Origin of the sequence: Aliagarivorans marinus DSM 23064 (genome assembly GCF_000429485.1) — a bacterium.
GTDB lineage: Bacteria > Pseudomonadota > Gammaproteobacteria > Enterobacterales > Celerinatantimonadaceae > Aliagarivorans > Aliagarivorans marinus.
On the sequence record NZ_AUBY01000015.1, the window covers coordinates 1 to 18,005 of the forward strand.

Below are 18,005 nucleotides of genomic sequence, written 5' to 3' on the forward strand. Positions count from 1 at the left end.
AGCGTCCAAAGTGACCACGTACACTTGATTGTAAAGGTTCCGCCAAAGCTGAGTGTTTCCAAGCTGATGGGGGCGCTAAAAGGGAAGATAGCTCTGAAGCTATTCAACAAGTTTCCGTACTTGAGGAAGAACAAGCTTTGGGGCAACCACTTTTGGCAGCGAGGGTATTTCGTAGATACTGTGGGTATTAACGAAGAAATCATACGCCGATATGTAAGACATCAAGAGAAAGTTGAGCGTCAAGAGCAAGGTGAGTTGGCGCTGCACTAGACAAAGGCCCCCTTCGAGGGGGCTCATTCAAAGCCACCTTCTTTAGAAGGTGGATATTTACTACGCGTTTGAGCTTAGCTTAGCGCCACGCTTTGAATGCGTTGATCAAGCCGTTAGTTGAGCTGTCGTGGCTTGCGATAGCTTCATCGCCAGCCAGCTCAGGCAAGATCTGGTTAGCCAGCTGTTTACCCAGCTCAACACCCCACTGGTCGAAGCTGAAGATGTTCCAGATGATGCCTTGAACGAAGATCTTGTGCTCGTACATGGCAACCATCGCACCCAGGCTGAATGGGGTCACTTTCTTGACCAGCATCGAGTTGGTTGGCTTGTTGCCGTCGAAGATCTTGAACGGAACCAGCTTGGCCACCTCTTCCAGGCTCTTACCGGCTTTGACGAACTCAGCTTCCACAGTGGCGCGGTCTTTACCAAAGGCCAGTGCTTCGGTTTGTGCGAAGAAGTTCGACATCAGCTTCTGGTGGTGATCAGACAGCGGGTTGTGGCTGATAGCAGGTGCAATGAAGTCACATGGGATCAGCTTGGTGCCTTGGTGAATCAGCTGGTAGAAGGCGTGCTGGCCGTTGGTGCCAGGCTCACCCCAGATGATTGGGCCGGTTTGGTAGTCAACCGGGTTGCCGTTACGGTCTACGCACTTACCGTTCGACTCCATGTCACCTTGCTGGAAGTAGGCAGCAAAGCGGTGCATGTACTGGTCGTAAGGTAGGATCGCAACGCTCTCTGCGCCGTAGAAGTTGTTGTACCAGATGCCCAGCAGGCCCAGGATAACCGGCAGGTTTTGCTCGAAGTCGGCGTCAGCAAAGTGCTTGTCCATGGCATGGGCGCCATCGAGCAGCTCGATGAAGTTGTCGTAACCAACGGTTAGAGCAATCGACAGGCCAATGGCTGACCAAGACGAGTAACGGCCGCCAACCCAGTCCCAGAACTCGAACATGTTGTCGGTGTCGATGCCGAATTCAGCCACTGCGGTTGCATTAGTTGATAGCGCCGCAAAGTGCTTAGCAACGTGGGCTTGATCGCCTGCAGAAGCCAGGAACCAATCACGCGCGCTGTGGGCGTTGGTCATGGTTTCTTGGGTGGTGAAGGTTTTCGATGCAATCAGGAACAGGGTGGTTTCTGGGTCGACTTTCTTCAGGGTCTCTGCGATGTGGGTGCCATCAACGTTGGATACGAAGAAGGTCTCGATGTGCTCAAGTTTGTAGGCGCCCAAGGCTTCGGTAATCATTACTGGGCCCAGATCAGAGCCACCGATACCGATGTTTACAATGCTTTCAATCGCTTTACCGGTGTAGCCTTTCCACTCGCCAGAGTGAATCTTCTGACAGAAGCCTTTCATCTTCTCCAGTACTGCGTTTACGCCCGGCATGACATCTTCGCCAGCCACCATCACTGGGGTGTTTGCGCGGTTACGCAGTGCAGTGTGCAGTACCGCACGGCCTTCGGTTTGGTTGATGGCTTCGCCAGAGAACATTGCCTTGATGGCTTGGTCCAGCTTGGTTTCCTTGGCCAGGTCTACCAGCTTCTGCATAGTTTCTTCGGTGATCAGGTTCTTCGAGTAGTCCAGCAGCAACTGGCCTTCGAAGTTCACCGAGAATTTGTCAAAGCGCTGCGCATCGGCTTTGAACAAATCAGCAAGTTGCATCTCTTTGTTGGCGTCAAAATGCGCCTGAAGGGCTTTCCAAGCCTCGGTTTGAGTTGGATTGATATTTTCCAGCATGGTGGCTTCCTAATTATGTTGACCGAATATCGGCGCAGCCCGCGCCAATGGAGAAGAATTGTCCTTATGAACGGCACAAAGCGCAAGGGTATTAGATCAATGTTTATTGCGGGTTAAATCGACAGTGCGTCTTGAAACTTGGTGAAAACTCATAGAAACACCAGCTTAAACTGCTATCCATCTGAAAATACGATGGTTTTGTGAAGAAAACCGTCCTCTCCGTGAGCCCTTGCATTGTTGTCGCTCAGCCTTGGTTATACAATTTGTTGCGCAAATGATGATCAATATCCACAAGGAACAGAGTACTTGCCAGCCACCAGCGCCCCGATTCGACAGGCCCACAACCAGTTCTTGCGCTTAGGTGGCAGTATTACTGCTTTGGTGCAAGCTGGGTTTGCCTGCCTATGGTGGTGGCTACTTACCCCAAGTATCGATGCCTTACTGCCCTCGGTTTGGCTGATAGCCTGCCTGGTCCTGTGTATTGCCACCTCACTGCATGTTCGCCGCCATCTTGAGCACCACTCTATTACCTATCTGGTTCAGCAGCGTTGGTACTTTGTACTGTCTAGCTGCAGCGGGCTGCTGTGGGGCCTAGGCATTTTGTTGTTCGCTCCGGCGCTGGAGAATGAGTGGAAGCTAGTGATTGTGTTGTTAGTGGGGCTGATGATGGGCCTATTAGCGATCCCCAACCTGCTGAGTATTCGCAGTTTCTCCGGTACCGTGCTGCCCTCATTAATTGCCTTGGCGGTGATGGCGGCCTCTGCCAGTCCTGCGGTGATACTGGCGGTAGTACTGGTGTGGTTGGTGTTCGGTATGTTGATATTGCTGCTTAAGCGCGCCAAGTTTTGGTTGGGCAGCAGCTTGGATCAGCACCATCGCGACCGGGAGTTGCTGAGCGAGCTGACTTCTGATCATCAGGCGATGCGTGAGCGCAGTGAACTGGACTCGCTGACACAGGTGTATAACCGCGCCAAGTTTGAGCAGATGCTTGAGCATTACTGGCGCTTAGCCAGCCGCGCCTCGACCAGCATGAGCGTGCTGATGATCGATGTGGATTTCTTCAAGCCCTATAACGATAACTATGGCCATGTGGCGGGTGATCAATGCCTGCGTTTGGTGGCGGATACCTTACGGGCGGCACTGCAGCGGGAAGATGACTTGCTGGCGCGTTATGGCGGCGAGGAGTTTGTGATGATCCTACCGACCACCTCGAGCAAAGGGGCGATCCAGGTCAGTGAGCGAATAAAGCAGCACATGGCCACGGCAAGTTTGCGACATGAATACTCTGCGGTGGCAAGTCATGTTACTGTTAGCATCGGAATCTGTTGTTTAACACCCAGTTATCATAACAGTAGCATTGAGATACTAGAAAAAGCCGACCAAGCCCTCTATCAAGCCAAGCTGAGAGGACGAAATCAGGCTGTGATCGCCGCACGTGGAGAGCCTTTATGAGCATGCAGTTGCATCGAGTAGAAGAACTGATCGAACTATTAACCCCAATCTGGAAACGCCAACCGGAACTCAACTTGGTTGAGATGTTGGCGCTGGTAGCCGAGCGTGCCGGCTTCGAGCAGCCCTTGAGCGAGCTAAGCGACGACATTTTGATTTATCAATTGAAGATGTGGGATGCCGACAAGAGCGAGATGATCCCCGGTATCGCCAAAGATTGTGAAGATGACTTTAAAGCGGCGCTATTAAAGGCGCGCGGCATCAAGCAGTAACCCCCTGAAATAACTAAAAGTAACAACATAATAAAGGCGGGCTTAGCCCCGCCGTCGACTCCCCAAGGAAGGGAGCCCCGTTAATCGGGAGCAACGTGGAGAAGGAGTGAGCCATGAGTGAGCGGATCCCCGTAAAGCAGGTCGAACCCAAAAAACGCAAGCCCCAGGGCGACCGCTATAACCCCAAAGACAAGATCTATGTGCGTGCCCAGCTAGGGCGTTTTCAGCTGTTGCGTAAGTACATGGGCTGGCTGTTTATCGTGGCATTTTTGTTGGTGCCGTTTATCCCTTGGGGTGAGCGGCAGGCGATCTTGTTAGACATTGGTGCCCGCCAATACCACTTCTTTGGCTTGACCTTGTGGCCGCAAGACCTGCTGCTGCTAGCCTGGTTCTTTATTGTGGCGGCCTTCGCCCTGTTCTTTATAACCACCTTTTTGGGGCGGGTGTGGTGTGGCTACCTGTGTCCGCAAACAGTGTGGACCTTCATCTTCATCTGGTTCGAAGAGAAGATCGAAGGTTCGGCCAACAAACGCCGTAAGCTTGACCAGATGCCGATGGATGGCAGCAAGTTCTTCAAGAAGTTTCTTAAGCACTTCGCCTGGCTGGCGGTCTCGCTATTCACCGCACTGGCCTTTGCCGCCTACTTTGTTCCGGTGAAGCAGCTGTGGGTAGAGTTCTTTACTTTCCAATCCAGCGCTGCCGTGACCTTCTCGGTGCTATTCTTCACCTTGGCGACCTATGCCAACGCTGGCTGGATGCGCACCATTGTGTGTACCCATATGTGCCCTTATGCGCGCTTCCAGAGCGCCATGTTCGATAAAGACACCTACATTGTTGGTTACGACGAGCAGCGCGGCGAGCAGCGTGGCCCGCGTAAACGCAAGGCCGATCCTAAAGCGCTTGGCTTGGGCGATTGCGTAGATTGCGACCTGTGTGTTCAGGTTTGTCCGGCGGGGATCGATATCCGCGATGGCCTGCAGTACGAGTGTATTAACTGCGGTGCCTGTATCGATGCCTGTGATGTGACCATGGAGCGGATGAACTATCCGAAGGGCCTGATCCGCTATACCACCGAGCATAATCTGGCGGGCCAGCAAACCTCGGTGGTGCGGCCTAAGCTGATTGGCTATGGTTTGGTGCTGTCGGTGATCGTCGTCGCCTTTGTCATCACCTTGCTGAACGTGAAGCCGATGCAGCTGGACATTATTCGTGATCGCCAAGCCCTGTTTGTCACCAATAACGAGGGCTGGGTGGAGAACTCCTATACCTTGAAGATCATCAACAAATCCAGCGAGCCCCAGCAGTTTGAGCTAAGCCTACTTGGCTTGGAAGACTATCAGTGGATCGGCCCGCAGGCCCTGCAGATCCCGGCCAACACGGTTTGGACTCAACCGATCACCATCGCTGTTGACCCCTACGAGCTGGAGAGCCCTAATCTTGAGGTGCAGTTTGTGCTGAGTAGTCGCGGTCATCGTCTGGAGCATAGCAGCCGCTTTATCAGTGGTGGCTAACAGCATTAATGCTGCCTGTGGAGACCGCAGGCAGCTACTATTCTCGTTTGCTTGAGTCCATCCACTCGCTCTGGCGCACAGTTTAAATTCAAACACCTGTTCAATTTTTCAAACTGGTCTAACCTTATCGTTCTAAATCTACATGGAGGTAGAGCGTGAGCACGGCGTTACTAACACTGACTTGTTTAATCATCTTGCCCTATTTGCTGGCTGCCTACGGCGGCGTACTGAAGATGCGCCAGCATGGCAAGATCGACAATCGCGACCCGCGCCAACAGGCGGAGCGCCTCGATAATTACGGCAAACGGGTCTACGCGGCGCAGCATAATGCCTGGGAGGCTCTTGCTGTGTTCTCCGCCACCTTGCTTATCGCCTATATTCAACAAGTGCCAGATACCTTGCTTAGTGTTGCCTCCTTGGTGTACCTGCTTACCCGGGTTGCTCATCCCTTGTTGTATCTAAAGGGCTTAGCAACCCTGCGTTCACTGGATGTGGTGCTCGGTTGGCTAAGTTGCCTGATTGTGATCGTTGCAGCTCTTTAGAGTAATTACTCTAGACTGGTAGGAACAGTTTGATTACCCAAGACTGGTACACTCCCCCAATATTTTATCCGGTGAATAAGAATGAGCGCCTTTTTATTTTCTGATTTAACCCCTGAACGGATCCTTGATGCCTTGGAATCTATCGGCGTGTATCCGGCCAGTGGTTTGTTGGCGCTTAACTCCTATGAAAACCGGGTCTATCAGTTTGCCGCCGAAGATGGCCAGCGTTACGTGGCCAAGTTTTATCGCCCCGAGCGTTGGAGCGAGCAGCAGATCCGCGAGGAGCATGCCTTCTCTATTCAGCTCAATGAAGCGGATATTCCAGTGGTGGCCCCCATCCAGCGCGATGGCGAGAGCCTGTTTAACTTCCAAGGCCTGTGGTTTTGCTTGTTTCCCAGTGTTGGCGGTCGCACCTATGAGGTGGATAACCTCGATCAACTAGAGCGGGTTGGCCAGTATTTAGGGCGAATTCACCAGCTAGCGGGCGCGCAAACCTTCACGGCACGCCCAACCATTAGCTGTAGCGAGATGCTCGACGGGCCTTTGGCGCTACTGCGCCAGTTTGTGCCAGACAACCTACAAGACGCCTTCTTTACCATCGCCGATCTCGTGGCCAATGAAGCGCGCGAGCGTTATCAGCCCGAGCAAGTTATCCGCCTGCATGGCGACTGTCACCCTTCCAACATCTTGTGGCGCGATGGCCCGATGTTGGTGGACTTGGACGATGCCCGTAATGGCCCTGCGGTTCAGGACCTATGGATGCTACTGGCCGGCGATGAAAACGAGCAGCGCCTGCAGCTAGAGGTATTGCTGGAGTCCTACGAAGAGTTCGCCAGCTTTGATACTCGCCAGCTGGCCTTGATTGAGCCGCTACGGGCGATGCGAATGATTCATTACATGGGGTGGTTGGCCAAGCGCTGGCAAGACCCGGCCTTTGGTCGCGCCTTCCCGTGGTTTAACACGCAGCAGTATTGGGAACAGCAGGTGTTGGCGCTGAAAGAGCAGATGGCGGCAATCCAGCAAGGGCCGATTCGATTAACACCGGGGTACTAGGATGGCACAGGAAATCGAGCGCAAGTTTTTAGTAAAGAGCAGTGACTATCGCGCGCAAGCCAGCTCTGATGCACGCATCGTGCAGGGCTACCTGAACAGCGCAGCGGAGCGAGCGGTCCGGGTGCGGATCTACGGTGAGCAGGGCTTCCTGACCATTAAGGGCAAAAGTAATGACAGCGGCACCAGCCGCTATGAGTGGGAACGGGAGATCCCGCTGCAAGACGCCGAAGAGCTACTAGGCTTGTGTGAGCCGGGAGTTATCGATAAGCGCCGCTACCGGGTGGAGATCGATGGCTACTGCTTTGAGGTGGATGAATTCGCCGGCGACAACCAAGGGCTGATTATGGCCGAGGTTGAGCTGAGCGATGAAAACGAGTCCTTTCCCCGCCCTGATTGGCTGGGAGAGGAGGTAACCGGACAGGTTGCCTACTATAACAGTGCCTTAAGTCGGCACCCTTTTAAATCCTGGGCTTAGCCCAAGGCTGGCCAGCGCAGCCAGCGTAAACAACAACGAGGAATAGCATGACTCAGCTACTCACCCCCGTGGACGCTTTGTTGCATTGGACGCAAGAACACCCTGAGCGGGTATATCTCCGTCAGCCGATTGCTGGCGAGTTCCAAGAACGCACCTGGGCAATGGTCGCCGATGAAACGGCACGCATTGCAGCAGGCCTACAAGCGCAGGGGCTGGAGCGTGGCGACAAGGTCGCTATTCTGGCCAAGAACTCTGCCGAGTGGTTCATCATCGACCTGGCGATTACCATGGCCGGTTGTGTGAGTGTGCCGATCTACTCCACTGCCAATGCCGACACCGTGCGCTACATCCTGGAGCACAGCGAGTCGAAGCTGATCGTGGTCGGTAAGCTGGATAACCCGGATGCGCAGGCGAAAGGTATTCCAGAGGGCATTGCGCGTATGGCGATGCCTTATCCGACTATCGAGTCAGAGCACCAGTGGTCTGATTGGCTCAAGCAATACGAGCCGTTGGCTGAGCCGGCCCAGTGGCAAGAGCAAGACATCATGACCTTGATCTACACCTCGGGCAGTACTGGTGAGCCAAAGGGCGCCGAGGTGAGCTTTGGCGCTTACCGCGCCGGTAGCTTGGGTTGGATGGAGGTATTCCAGCCGACCAAAGAAGATCGCGCGATTTCCTACCTGCCTTTGGCGCACATCACCGAGCGCGTGTTGCTGCAAGGTGTGAGCCTGTACAATGGCGGCGTTGTGGTGAGCTTTGTTGAGTCGCTGGATACCTTTGCCGATAACCTGCAAAGCGTACAGCCGACCATGTTCCTATCGGTCCCGCGCCTGTGGGCTCGTTTCCAGCAAGCGGTATTTGAGAAGCTGCCGCCGAAAAAGCTGCACTTCCTGCTAAAAGTGCCGGTAATTGGCGGCCTGATCCGCAAGAAAATCCGCACCAACCTCGGCCTGCATCATGCCCGCTTACTTGGCTGTGGCAGCGCACCGGTGGCGCCAGCGTTGCTGGAGTGGTACCGCGACAAGCTGGGACTAAACATCGCCCAGGCTTGGGGGATGACCGAAAACATGGCTTATGGCACGGTGAACCTGCCGTACCGCGCGGATAAGTATGACACCATCGGCAAGGCCTCGCCGGGTGTTGAGCTAAAGATCTCCGATGAAGGCGAGCTGCTGATGCGCAGCGAGGCGATGATGACCGGTTATTACAAGCATCCTGAGCTGAATGACGAGTTCTTTAGCGACGGCTGGATGCACACCGGCGATAAAGGCAGCATCGATGCCGACGGTTATGTGAAGATTATTGGTCGGGTGAAAGAGAGCTTTAAAACCACCAAGGGCAAGTATGTCGCCCCGGTGCCGATCGAGCAGAAGCTGGCAGAGAACTCGATGGTTGAGCAGGTATGCGTTTGTGGTCAAGCGCTGACCCAGCCGATCGCCTTGGTGGTGCTGGCTGATGAGCTACATCACCATAGTCAGGAACAAATTGTTAACAGTTTGACCCGCACCGTTAAAGAGGTGAACAGCCAGATCGAGAGCCACGCGCGGATCGCCCATGTGCTGGTAGTCGATCAGCAGTGGAGCATCGAGAACGGCCTGCTAACGCCTACTCTCAAGATCCGCCGCCCACAAATCGAAAAGCACTACGATGCGCTGATCCATCAGCAGCATAGCCAGTTGGTCGACTTTGAGCGAGACGACAACTGGGGACGTTAAGCAATTGTAAATTAGCGTAAATACCCCCAAGCTGCGAGTGGTGTCATTGACGCCATCCGGCTGGGGATTTAAGCTCATGGCTTGCGATTAACCGAATCTAGGGAATTTCAATGAAACGCATCATTATTGCTGTACTGGCAATGCTTACTCTTCCCAGCGCCATGGCTAACTTCAAAGAAGGCACTCACTTTGAGGTGGTGCGCCAAACGGCGACGGCCAAGCCTGAAGTCATCGAGTTTTTCTCCTACTACTGCCCCCACTGTTTCCGCTTTGAGCCGGTGGCTGAAGAGATCAAAGCCAGCCTGCCTGAGGGCGTAAGCTTCAAGAAGAACCATGTGAGCTTCCTGGGTGGCCCAATGGGCGAAGAGATGGCCCGTGCCTACGCGACCGCAGAAGTACTGAAGACCGAAAAGACCTTCTCTGCGGCCATGTTTGATGCAATCCATCGCCAAGGCCAGCGTTTCAGCGGCCGTGATGATATCCGTAAGATCTTCGTTGCCAGTGGTGTAGACGGCGCAGATGTTGACGCCGCCTCTGAGAGCTTTGTGGTTAACGGCATGCTCGCGCAGATGGACAAAAACACCATGACTTACCAAATTCGCGGCGTACCTGCGGTAGTCGTAAACGGTAAGTACCAGGTGAACACCGGGTCGGTGAAAAGCGTTGAAGAGCTGGTGGAGTTGGTGAACTTCCTGGTTGCTAAAAACGACTAATCCTTTTGCACAAGATCCTGATTAGCCGCTGCCTGTTAGGCGAAGCGGTGCGCTACGATGGCCAGGCTAAACGCCTGGCCTCTGAGTATCTGAGCCTGTGGCAACAACAAGGTCGTTTGGTGCCGGTTTGCCCTGAGGTGCTGGGCGGCCTACCCACTCCGCGCCCACCTGCCGAACGGGTCGCCGATAAGGTACTTACCGCTGAGGGGGAGGATGTGACTGCGTCTTTCCAGCGCGGTGCGCAACTTGCCGCTGAGTTAGCTGAGCAACAACAATGTCGCTTTGCCCTGCTCAAAGCCAACAGCCCTTCCTGCGGCAACCTGCAAATCTACGACGGAAGCTTCTCAGGGCGTTTGTGTCCGGGTAACGGGGTGAGCGTCGAGGCTTTGCAAGCCCACGGGCTGCAGGTGTTTAACGAACTTCAGCTGGAAGAGCTGCAGCGAGCGCTATTGCAGGCAGATACCTTTAATACCAATCCACATAAGTAACTGCTCATTCTTACTGGTTAAAATCATTGATGACAGCGTCAGCGTTTTTGCAATTAGCCCACTAGTCACGGCAAACGCTTCCTCGTCCTCAATGATTTTATCTGCGCAATCTCTGATCACTTACTTATCCGGATTGGTATAAGCAATGTTTCAGCCTACAAGCCCATTGATAGTTGGTACTGCTGTTCGTAGCGCTGTAACAGCTTGGCCAAACCGCCACTTTGATAGAACGCATCCAAGCTTTGCTGCAAGGGCTGCAGTAGGGCTTTGTCTGTTTCTGGATGGCAAGCGATGGAGCGTACTGAGCTAAAGAACTCCACCCCGTTTTGCGGCAACGGCAGTTGTTGGCGCAAGTAGGCGGCAGTGAGTACATCGCTGGCCCATACCTGAACCCGCTCGCGTAGCAACAGCTTGGCTCCCTGTTCAGGGGTTTTCGCCACTACCACATCCATATCAAAAGAGCGCAAGTACTCAGCAACCCCGCTACCAAAATGAGCGCTGATTTGCTGGCCTTGCAGCGCACTCAAACCCGGTTGAGTGGCCTGCTCAGTATCGGCATTAAACAGTGCATAACGGCTGATGCTCAGCGGGCTTACCCAAGTAAACTGCGCTTCTCTGCTTTGGCTACGCTCAATCGCAAACACACAATGATTGGGCTTGGTTTGCGCCAGCTTATAGGCACGCCGCAGCGGATGCATCTCGATAGTCAGCTCTACCTCACTGTCGCTTTGCAGATGGTTGATGATATCGATCCAAAGCCCGCCCAGTGAGTAGTCCTGCTGCATCACATAGGGAGGGTTCAGGTAGCCGTGCAGCACTAGCTGCTTGGCAGGGGTGAGTGCGGGCCAAACCAGGCAGCTAGCCAGCAGTGCAGCTCGTATCATTCCCATCGTTTAAGCAGCTCCTTATAGCTAAGGGTGCGCCCTGCCGGGTCTTCGTTATCCAGTTTGGCTTTCGGCGAGCCGGGGTGAGCAAACCAGACGCCCTTCTCTTGCTGTGGGTTTAGCCGCGGTGCGCAGGGAGAGTCGCTGCTGCTGGCAAGCTGCTCCAGTTTGCTATCCATTGCAACGGCGAGCTGCTGCATCACTTGGGTAACTGGCTCATTTTCGTAGCTAGCCAGGCCAACATACTGCCACCATAGCGCCGCCATTTGTGGGTAGTCGGGTACGTTGCTGCCGGTTGGCGTCCACTCTTGATGGGCGCGGCTTTGGTAGAACTCCACTAGGCCACCAAGCTTCGGTGCCATGGCGCTGAACGCCTCGGAGTGGACATCGCTGTAGCGGATTGGGGTTAAAGTTTCGAGGGTTTTGGTCAGTGATACGCTTTTGGAGACCGCAAACTGAGCATACAGCCAGGCGGCCTGCTGCCGTTTAAGCGGTGTTGATTTCAGTAAAGTCCAGGCTCCCACGTCCTGATAGCCCGATTTCATTCCCTCTTGCCAGTACGCGCCAGTGGGCGACGGTGCGACCCGCCATAGAGGCTTGCCGTGCTCATCGGTGATTGGCAGCTCTGGGCGGGTGAGTTCAGCGGTAAAGGCGGTGTACCAGAATATCTGTTGGGCGATATGGCCCTTGGCGATCTCGGCACCGGCTTCGCTGAAGTTCATGTTCTGCGCTTCGGGTGGGGCGTAATCTTTAAGCCAATCTACATACTTTTGAATAGCATAGATGCTGGCCGGTGCATCGATAGCACCACCGCGCGCCACACTGGCGCCTACTGGGCGACAGTCTTCAACTCTGATGCCCCATTCATCAACGGGTACCCCATTGGGCAGGCCTTGATCTCCGGTTCCGGCCATCGACAGCCAGGCATCGGAGATGCGCCAGCCTAGCGAGGGATCGCGCTTGCCGTAGTCCATGTGCCCGTACACCCGTTGGCCATCGATCTCTCTGACATACTCACTAAAGAACTCGGCGATATCTTGATAGGCGGACCAGTTGACCGGTACATCCAATTCGTAGCCATACAGCTCCTTAAACTGCTGTTTTAGCTCGGGGCGGGAGAACCAGTCTTGGCGATACCAATAGAGATTGGCAAACTGCTGGTCGGGCAGCTGATAGAGCTGGCCATCGCTGGCGGTGGTAAAGGGCAGGCCCATAAAATCGTCGAGATCGAGCGTGGGCAGTGTGACCACTTTGCCCTCTCCCTCGGTAAAACGGCTCAAGCTGACCACCTGCTGATTGCGAAAGTGGGTGCCGATTAGGTCACTGTCGTTGATATAGACGTCGTAGATGTTCAAGCCAGTTTGCTGCTGAGCCTGCAGTTTCTTGATGACGTCATCTTCGCTGGTGAGCTCATGGATAACCTGGATTCCGGTCAGCTCGCTGAACAGCGGCGCGAGTACATTGGACTCATACCAGTGGGTGTAGATCCGCTCCGATACCACCCTGATAGTCATACCTTGGTAAGGTTTGGCGGCATCGGCAAACCACGCCCACTCTGCAAGTTGCTGCTCTGGGCTTAGGGTTGATTGGGGAAAATGCTGAAGGAGTGCGGTGTGCTCTGTATTTGCTGCGGCTTGCCAACTACAGCAAACCACGAGCAGCCTCCACAATGTCGATCCCATAGCTTACTCATTGCTCATCCTTGGAAATAAGCGTAGTAAGGGATTGATTGTCTTGCCCTTGGAGGGTGATTAAACGTGATAAGTAGCGATCTTTTTGTCGCCAGCGCTGCTCGAGCCAGCGCTTGAAGTGCTGCTTGTAGTGCTTATCTCCCAAGTAATCGCCGCGAAACGCTTGGGTGACCGGGATACTATCGAGCTTGACCACCACACTGGAGAGCTCGCCGCACAGCAGGGCCAGAAAGGGGCTCTGCGACTCATCGAGCCCGGGGTAACACAGGGTGACATCGATAACTTCTTCAAACTGCTCACCGAGTACCGATAGCGCTTGAGCCATACCCAAGGCCTTAGGTGGGAGCAGGTGCTGGTAGCTGCCTTGTTGCTTATCGTGGCTATAACGGGTGCCTTCAACAAAGTTCACCACGGTGGTGGGCACGCTGCGAAACTTCTCGCAGGCGCGGCGAGTGGCTTCGAGGTCTTTGCCGTGTTTCTCCGGGTGACGCAGCAAGTAGCTGCGAGAGTAGCGGCGCATAAACGGCATATCCAGCGCCCAGCACGCTTGGCCGATAAAGGGAATGTACAGTAGCTGTTGCTTCAGAAAAAACTTTGGCACCGGCGTGCGCTTTGCTAACACCATGCAAAGGATGACGATGTCCGCCCAACTGCGGTGGTTGCTGATGACCAGATACCACTTATCGCGGCTAAGCTGGGTGGTATCGTCAATCTCAAAATGGCTGCCGTTGATCAGCCAAAAGATTGCTTGGTTGACGCTTATCCACTGGCCCATCAAGACGTTAGCAACCCGTGTGACACTTGGGTAGGCTCCTTTGGGCAACAGCAATTTGATAAGTCCACACAGGGTGACGGCACTACCAAACGGGATTGAATTGGCTATCACCAGCGAAGCTGATATAAAGGCGGTCAAAATCTTTAGCAACATCCGTGGCGGGTCCTTTGCAACGCGGCGGCTTGATAAGCGGGCTGACATGGCTTTGCCCAAGCCATGGGCTAAAGTGTAACAAATTGAGTAACATGCGAAAATGCTGAAAGATTGTTCAGCCAAGTGAGAGAAATAATGAGCGAGTTCCAGCTTCACCCCCAGCTTGAGAAAGACTGCTATGTAGTTGGGGATCTAGATATCTGTCGGGTACTTTTGATGAATGACAGCAACTACCCTTGGTTTATCTTGGTACCTATGGGCAGCGAGTTACGCGACATCCATGAGCTGGATTTTTGCCAGTCATCGCAGTTCTGGCGCGAGTCGAAGCGCTTCGCCAAGGCGTTGATGGAGATCTTCGAAGGCTACAAGATGAACGTTGCGGCGCTGGGCAATATGGTTGAGCAGCTGCACATCCACCATATCGTACGCTTTAAGGACGACCCAGCGTGGCCTGCGCCAGTATGGGGCGCCGTGCCAGCTAAGCCTTATGCTGAAGAGCAGGCTCAGGCGATTATCCAGCAGGTGCGTGATGCACTTAGCGAGCACTGGGTTGCTTAAAGCGGTCGCCTAGAACGGGTGACTAGTCGTTCATCCAAGGAGGGGTTATGCGCTTTTTTAAACTACTGTTGCTGCTGGCGATGCTAACGATGTTAGTGCGCTGTGATATTCAGGCCGATCTCTACAAAGCCAACAACAACAGTATTCACCTGACCTTCCCGCGGATGGTGGAGACACCGATCTTTTGGTTGGATAAAGAAGTCGGTCAGCCGCTGGAGTGGGGCTTTAACGCGCCTTGGTCGGAAGACTATCAGTGGCGCTGGCTAAGCCTCTAGGAGCAGTAAACAAGGCCTTGCTCACTGCTCCTGTTATTGGTTTATAGTGGCTTGGTTAGGCGATTTTCAGTTCAATTAACAACTGGCTTAAGCCGTTCGCTACGTTCTTAAGGTGGCTCAGCGCTTGTTCGCTGCGCTCGGCGGCTTCGGCGCTCGCCTGACTATCATCACGCAGGGTATACACGTTGCGCGTGAATTCTTCTGAGGCCTGACGCTGCTGGTCGGTGGCTACGGCAGTTTCCTGACTACGCTGCTCCAACCGTTCGATAGCCTGGCGAATGGTCTCCACTGACTCGATGTTTTGGTTGGCCAAGCCACACTGCTCTTTAAGCTCCTTGATGGTGTGGGTTAGCTCTTTGTCCACGGTGGTAGAGACGCGCTGCAGTTGGCTGATGGTCTCCATAATCTCCGAGGTCGACTCCTGAGTCCGCGACGCTAGGTTGCGCACCTCATCGGCCACCACCGCAAAGCCGCGACCGTGTTCGCCAGCACGGGCTGCTTCAATGGCGGCGTTAAGTGCCAGCAAGTTAGTTTGCTCTGAGAGGTTGTTGATCACATCCACCACGTTGCCAATGTTCTGGCTGCATTCGCGCAGTTCTTCAAGCGCCGGTTGACTCAACTCCACCTGCTGACTGAGACCAAGTAAAGCCTGGGCTGCTGCTGAAGATGACTTAATACTCTCAGAGGTGCGATCCCGGGTTTGCTGGCTTACTGAGGCGGTCTCGGCGCTGTTGCTGGCGACCTCTTCGACCGAGGCATTCATCTCAGTAATAGTGCTAGCCATGCGCTCAATCTCGCCAAACTGGCGCTTAGAGCTTGAGGTGGCTACGTGGCTGCTCTCCTCCAGCGTTTGATTGGCAAGCAGCAAGGTGTTGCTGGCTTCGCTGATACCTAACAGCATCTCTTGTTGGTCGCGACGTAGGCCTTCCAGTTGGCGACCTAGCTGGGCAAAATCATTGTCACCGTCGATCGCGATTGGGCTGGTGAAATCACCCTTAGCCATGGTGCGCATACTTTCAGAGAGCTGCTTGCTTTGTGCCTCGACTAAGTTTTTCATACGGTAAACCAAGCCTCCGATAATCAGCATTGCCAGCAAAGTACCGATTAGGGTGCGGTAGAGTGAGCGGGCTAAGATGGCATCGATATTAGCGATGCTCACACCAGTGCCCAGTATCCAGTTCCAGCCGTCAATACGGCGCACATAACTAAGCTTAGGGATGATCTCGTTACTCGATGGGTGCAGGAAGTCATAGTTTACAGCGCCTTCGCCCTGCGCTTGAACCACACTGCGCATCGCTTGCCAATGATGGTTGCCACTGGCATCGGCCACCTGAGTCATGTTGCGGCCAACACTGTTGGCGCGGATCGGGTGCATCAATAGCTCAAGCTGCATGTTATTGATCCAGAAATACTCTGGACCATGGCGTAGGGCGGCAACCGCTTCCATCGCTAAGGCTTGCGCTTGCTCGGTGCCGAGTTCCTGCTCCTGACTGCGGTAGTGCTCAACTAAGGTGACCGCAATATCCATACTTGCTTGCAGCTGGCGCTCGTAGGCGAGATACATATCGTGTCGGTTCTGTGCCCGAATCAAGCTCGCCTGACAGACAATGGCGACAAGGGTAAGGATGCCAAACAGCATAAAGACGCGGCTTAGCTTAATGGTTTTTAGCATTGAGCGGTTCCTGTTTTCGATTTGCACATTTCAATCGGCACAACGCAGTGGCCTTCGAATAAATGTCGGCAGACTCGTCACGTTATTTAGTAATTACTATTAATGCTGAGATATAACATCGAATCATATCCAATTAATATGATTCAAAAGCATAAAGGTAAGGTTTTGTCCGATATTCCCGTGAATATGCCGGAAATATCGGGAGAGCTTACAGCGGTAGGGGGTCTTCTCGAGAGGCTTTTTGCTCGTCGCCGGGGGTTTTCAGCGTCTGGTGCATGGCGCGGGCGAGCAGCAGGCAGATCACCAGGCAAAGGCTGAAGATACCGATGGTTATGTACAAGCCGTTTTTCACGGCGAGCTTGATATTGGTGAGGTAGATACCGGTGCCTATGATCCAGTCCCAGCCTTCAATACGTTTCACGTAACTCATCTTGGCTGATACATTGCCACTCTGCGGGCATAGGTAGTCGTACTTCACGTAACCATGATCGTTAGCCTTAACTTTGCTCTGCATCTCTCGCCAGTGGTAGTAGCCTTTGGCATCACTGACTTGCAGCATGTTGTTGCCTTCTTCATCCGCCCGATGCGGATGCATCAGCAGGTTCATCTGCAGGTCGTTAACCCAAAAGTACTCGTTACCTTGATAGCGCAGATCGCGCAATGCATCCAACGCGAGCTGTTGAGCCTGTTCACGGCCAATGCTGGCTTCCAGCGACTGGTAGTGTTCGACCAAGCTGTTAGCAATATCGACGTTGGCGGATAGCTGTTGCTGGTGGGCTAACTCTAACTCGTAGTTGAGGTGTTGAAGGTTAAACCATGCTTGACTGGCAAGCATCGATAAGGTCACTAAGCACAACAGGGCTATAGACTGTGATGCTCGTGGCTGAGCTGACATGTTGAGCGATCCAAGGTTAATTGCTGGTAACAAAGCCGGCTGCAAAGCCAGCTATCGCTCATTATTATCTAAGCTATCGATAATAAACTGTTTGATTTGAATCAAAGGTAATGGAGTTGTTACCAGCTGGTTGGGTAATTGCTCTATTCATCGTCCAAATGTTGCCATGCGTCTTGGCTCATTTGCATTTTGCTCCACCACTCTTCATCGGCCACGATCTGTCCTTGGTCATCGATGGCAGGAATCGGTAAGCCCTTGCGTTTGCAGGCTTTGGCGAAGATCGGGTGACCGCCTTCGAATAAGATGCGGTTTTGCTCTTGCTCGCTCACCTTGCAAGGGCCTTGATACATCCCGGCTAGCGAGCGCTGGCGCTGGGCTTCATACAGCACGGTTGCTGCTGCTACCGATACGTTGAGTGATTGCACCATGCCCACCATCGGAATAATGATGTCCTGATCGGCCAAGGCTAATGCTTCATCGCTGATGCCGTATTTCTCTTGGCCGAGCAGAACAGCAGTGGGCTTGGTGTAGTCGATCTCGCGAAAATCTACCGCGGAGTCTGACAGATTAGTAGCCAGGATCTGCATACCTGCAGCGCGCATCGCCTTGACCGCATCTTCGATGTTGTTGTGGCTGTTTACGGTCACCCAGTTTTGGCTACCCGTGGCGGTGCCACCGGCTAGGCGGTTGGCATCTTCGGCCCAGGTGGCATGCACGTGGTCGACCCCAATGGCATCACAGGTTCTGACGATGGCGCTTAGGTTGTGGGGTTTATGGACGTTCTCCATGCAGATGGTCAGATCGGTCTGACGAGCATCGAGCATCTGACGGATCCGTTGATAACGTTCTGGGGTCATGACAATAGCCGTATGAAAAAAGGCT

Annotated in this window: 19 protein-coding genes; 12 read left to right on the plus strand and 7 right to left on the minus strand. The window is 53.8% G+C overall.

The window, feature by feature from the left end:
- A partial coding sequence (tnpA, locus tag G461_RS0106035; protein ID WP_026971159.1) for an IS200/IS605 family transposase occupies nucleotides 1-270 on the plus strand: 270 nt, incomplete at its 5' end.
- A gap of 79 nt (nucleotides 271-349) precedes the next feature.
- On the opposite strand, the gene pgi is transcribed toward tnpA, so the two are convergent.
- Nucleotides 350-2,002, minus strand: a complete 1,653-nt coding sequence (gene pgi, locus G461_RS0106040; protein WP_026971160.1) for a glucose-6-phosphate isomerase — start codon at nucleotides 2,000-2,002, stop codon at nucleotides 350-352.
- A 306-nt stretch (nucleotides 2,003-2,308) separates the two neighbouring features.
- On the opposite strand from pgi, the gene G461_RS25410 reads away from it, so the two are divergent.
- The 9 genes from G461_RS25410 (at nucleotide 2,309) to G461_RS23460 (ending at nucleotide 10,220) form a co-directional block, all read left to right on the plus strand.
- Nucleotides 2,309-3,454, plus strand: a complete 1,146-nt coding sequence (locus tag G461_RS25410; RefSeq protein WP_051333389.1) for a diguanylate cyclase — start codon at nucleotides 2,309-2,311, stop codon at nucleotides 3,452-3,454.
- Complete coding sequence (locus tag G461_RS0106050) at nucleotides 3,451-3,723, plus strand: YihD family protein (protein WP_342664362.1); 273 nt, start codon at nucleotides 3,451-3,453, stop codon at nucleotides 3,721-3,723. The genes G461_RS25410 and G461_RS0106050 overlap by 4 nt, the downstream gene beginning before the upstream one ends.
- A gap of 113 nt (nucleotides 3,724-3,836) precedes the next feature.
- Complete coding sequence (gene ccoG, locus G461_RS0106055; protein WP_026971161.1) at nucleotides 3,837-5,234, plus strand: cytochrome c oxidase accessory protein CcoG; 1,398 nt, start codon at nucleotides 3,837-3,839, stop codon at nucleotides 5,232-5,234.
- 155 nt (nucleotides 5,235-5,389) lie between these two features.
- Nucleotides 5,390-5,776: an MAPEG family protein gene (locus tag G461_RS0106060; RefSeq protein WP_026971162.1), complete on the plus strand. Its 387-nt coding sequence runs from the start codon at nucleotides 5,390-5,392 to the stop codon at nucleotides 5,774-5,776.
- 81 nt (nucleotides 5,777-5,857) lie between these two features.
- A complete protein-coding gene (locus tag G461_RS0106065; RefSeq protein WP_026971163.1) occupies nucleotides 5,858-6,829 on the plus strand; it encodes a serine/threonine protein kinase in 972 nt (323 codons plus the stop codon).
- A gap of 1 nt (nucleotide 6,830) precedes the next feature.
- Complete coding sequence (locus G461_RS0106070; RefSeq protein ID WP_026958122.1) at nucleotides 6,831-7,304, plus strand: CYTH domain-containing protein; 474 nt, start codon at nucleotides 6,831-6,833, stop codon at nucleotides 7,302-7,304.
- A gap of 47 nt (nucleotides 7,305-7,351) precedes the next feature.
- Complete coding sequence (locus G461_RS0106075; RefSeq protein ID WP_026971164.1) at nucleotides 7,352-9,019, plus strand: AMP-binding protein; 1,668 nt, start codon at nucleotides 7,352-7,354, stop codon at nucleotides 9,017-9,019.
- A gap of 110 nt (nucleotides 9,020-9,129) precedes the next feature.
- Nucleotides 9,130-9,732, plus strand: coding sequence for a thiol:disulfide interchange protein DsbA/DsbL (locus G461_RS0106080; protein ID WP_026971165.1), 603 nt, complete (start codon nucleotides 9,130-9,132; stop codon nucleotides 9,730-9,732).
- A gap of 5 nt (nucleotides 9,733-9,737) precedes the next feature.
- A complete protein-coding gene (locus tag G461_RS23460; RefSeq protein ID WP_035479556.1) occupies nucleotides 9,738-10,220 on the plus strand; it encodes a 2-thiouracil desulfurase family protein in 483 nt (160 codons plus the stop codon).
- Nucleotides 10,221-10,375: 155 nt separating this feature from the next.
- Here G461_RS23460 and G461_RS0106090 read toward each other — a convergent pair whose 3' ends face one another.
- Genes G461_RS0106090 through G461_RS0106100 form a run of 3 tightly spaced genes read right to left on the minus strand, consistent with a single transcriptional unit; the run spans nucleotide 10,376 to nucleotide 13,723 of the window.
- A complete protein-coding gene (locus G461_RS0106090) occupies nucleotides 10,376-11,110 on the minus strand; it encodes a substrate-binding periplasmic protein (protein ID WP_084429048.1) in 735 nt (244 codons plus the stop codon).
- Complete coding sequence (locus G461_RS0106095) at nucleotides 11,101-12,786, minus strand: ABC transporter substrate-binding protein (protein WP_026971167.1); 1,686 nt, start codon at nucleotides 12,784-12,786, stop codon at nucleotides 11,101-11,103. The genes G461_RS0106090 and G461_RS0106095 overlap by 10 nt, the downstream gene beginning before the upstream one ends.
- 7 nt (nucleotides 12,787-12,793) lie before the next feature.
- Nucleotides 12,794-13,723, minus strand: a complete 930-nt coding sequence (locus G461_RS0106100) for an acyltransferase (RefSeq protein WP_026971168.1) — start codon at nucleotides 13,721-13,723, stop codon at nucleotides 12,794-12,796.
- Between the two features lie 135 nt (nucleotides 13,724-13,858).
- Here G461_RS0106100 and G461_RS0106105 point away from each other — a divergent pair, with 135 nt between their 5' ends.
- Both G461_RS0106105 and G461_RS0106110 read left to right on the plus strand, forming a co-directional pair.
- Nucleotides 13,859-14,281, plus strand: coding sequence for an HIT domain-containing protein (locus G461_RS0106105; RefSeq protein ID WP_035479560.1), 423 nt, complete (start codon nucleotides 13,859-13,861; stop codon nucleotides 14,279-14,281).
- A 47-nt stretch (nucleotides 14,282-14,328) separates the two neighbouring features.
- Nucleotides 14,329-14,556 carry a hypothetical protein gene (locus tag G461_RS0106110; protein ID WP_026971170.1) on the plus strand — a complete coding sequence of 76 codons (228 nt, stop codon included), beginning with the start codon at nucleotides 14,329-14,331 and terminating at the stop codon, nucleotides 14,554-14,556.
- 55 nt (nucleotides 14,557-14,611) lie between these two features.
- Here the strand turns inward: G461_RS0106110 and G461_RS0106115 are convergent, their stop codons facing one another.
- The 3 genes from G461_RS0106115 to trmH all read right to left on the minus strand — a co-directional run bounded on the left by G461_RS0106115 (nucleotide 14,612) and on the right by trmH (nucleotide 17,980).
- Nucleotides 14,612-16,228 (minus strand): methyl-accepting chemotaxis protein, encoded by a 1,617-nt coding sequence (locus G461_RS0106115; protein WP_026971171.1) that lies wholly within the window; start codon nucleotides 16,226-16,228, stop codon nucleotides 14,612-14,614.
- A 208-nt stretch (nucleotides 16,229-16,436) separates the two neighbouring features.
- Nucleotides 16,437-17,063, minus strand: a complete 627-nt coding sequence (locus G461_RS0106120) for a cache domain-containing protein (protein WP_026971172.1) — start codon at nucleotides 17,061-17,063, stop codon at nucleotides 16,437-16,439.
- Nucleotides 17,064-17,266: 203 nt separating this feature from the next.
- Nucleotides 17,267-17,980: a tRNA (guanosine(18)-2'-O)-methyltransferase TrmH gene (gene trmH, locus G461_RS0106125; protein WP_026971173.1), complete on the minus strand. Its 714-nt coding sequence runs from the start codon at nucleotides 17,978-17,980 to the stop codon at nucleotides 17,267-17,269.
- Nucleotides 17,981-18,005 lie beyond the last annotated feature (25 nt).

Bases quoted from the DNA above. Each gene is read 5' to 3' on its own strand.
- pgi (WP_026971160.1), bottom strand. From the start codon at position 2,002: ATGCTGGAAAATATCAATCCAACTCAAACCGAGGCTTGGAAAGCCCTT.
- G461_RS0106065 (WP_026971163.1), top strand. From the start codon at position 5,858: ATGAGCGCCTTTTTATTTTCTGATTTAACCCCTGAACGGATCCTTGAT.
- G461_RS0106070 (WP_026958122.1), top strand. From the start codon at position 6,831: ATGGCACAGGAAATCGAGCGCAAGTTTTTAGTAAAGAGCAGTGACTAT.
- G461_RS0106105 (WP_035479560.1), top strand. From the start codon at position 13,859: ATGAGCGAGTTCCAGCTTCACCCCCAGCTTGAGAAAGACTGCTATGTA.
- ccoG (WP_026971161.1), top strand. From the start codon at position 3,837: ATGAGTGAGCGGATCCCCGTAAAGCAGGTCGAACCCAAAAAACGCAAG.
- trmH (WP_026971173.1), bottom strand. From the start codon at position 17,980: ATGACCCCAGAACGTTATCAACGGATCCGTCAGATGCTCGATGCTCGT.
- G461_RS0106095 (WP_026971167.1), bottom strand. From the start codon at position 12,786: ATGGGATCGACATTGTGGAGGCTGCTCGTGGTTTGCTGTAGTTGGCAA.
- G461_RS0106120 (WP_026971172.1), bottom strand. From the start codon at position 17,063: ATGCTTGCCAGTCAAGCATGGTTTAACCTTCAACACCTCAACTACGAG.
- G461_RS0106110 (WP_026971170.1), top strand. From the start codon at position 14,329: ATGCGCTTTTTTAAACTACTGTTGCTGCTGGCGATGCTAACGATGTTA.
- G461_RS0106080 (WP_026971165.1), top strand. From the start codon at position 9,130: ATGAAACGCATCATTATTGCTGTACTGGCAATGCTTACTCTTCCCAGC.
- G461_RS0106075 (WP_026971164.1), top strand. From the start codon at position 7,352: ATGACTCAGCTACTCACCCCCGTGGACGCTTTGTTGCATTGGACGCAA.
- G461_RS0106115 (WP_026971171.1), bottom strand. From the start codon at position 16,228: ATGCTAAAAACCATTAAGCTAAGCCGCGTCTTTATGCTGTTTGGCATC.
- G461_RS0106090 (WP_084429048.1), bottom strand. From the start codon at position 11,110: ATGGGAATGATACGAGCTGCACTGCTGGCTAGCTGCCTGGTTTGGCCC.
- G461_RS0106050 (WP_342664362.1), top strand. From the start codon at position 3,451: ATGAGCATGCAGTTGCATCGAGTAGAAGAACTGATCGAACTATTAACC.
- G461_RS0106100 (WP_026971168.1), bottom strand. From the start codon at position 13,723: ATGTTGCTAAAGATTTTGACCGCCTTTATATCAGCTTCGCTGGTGATA.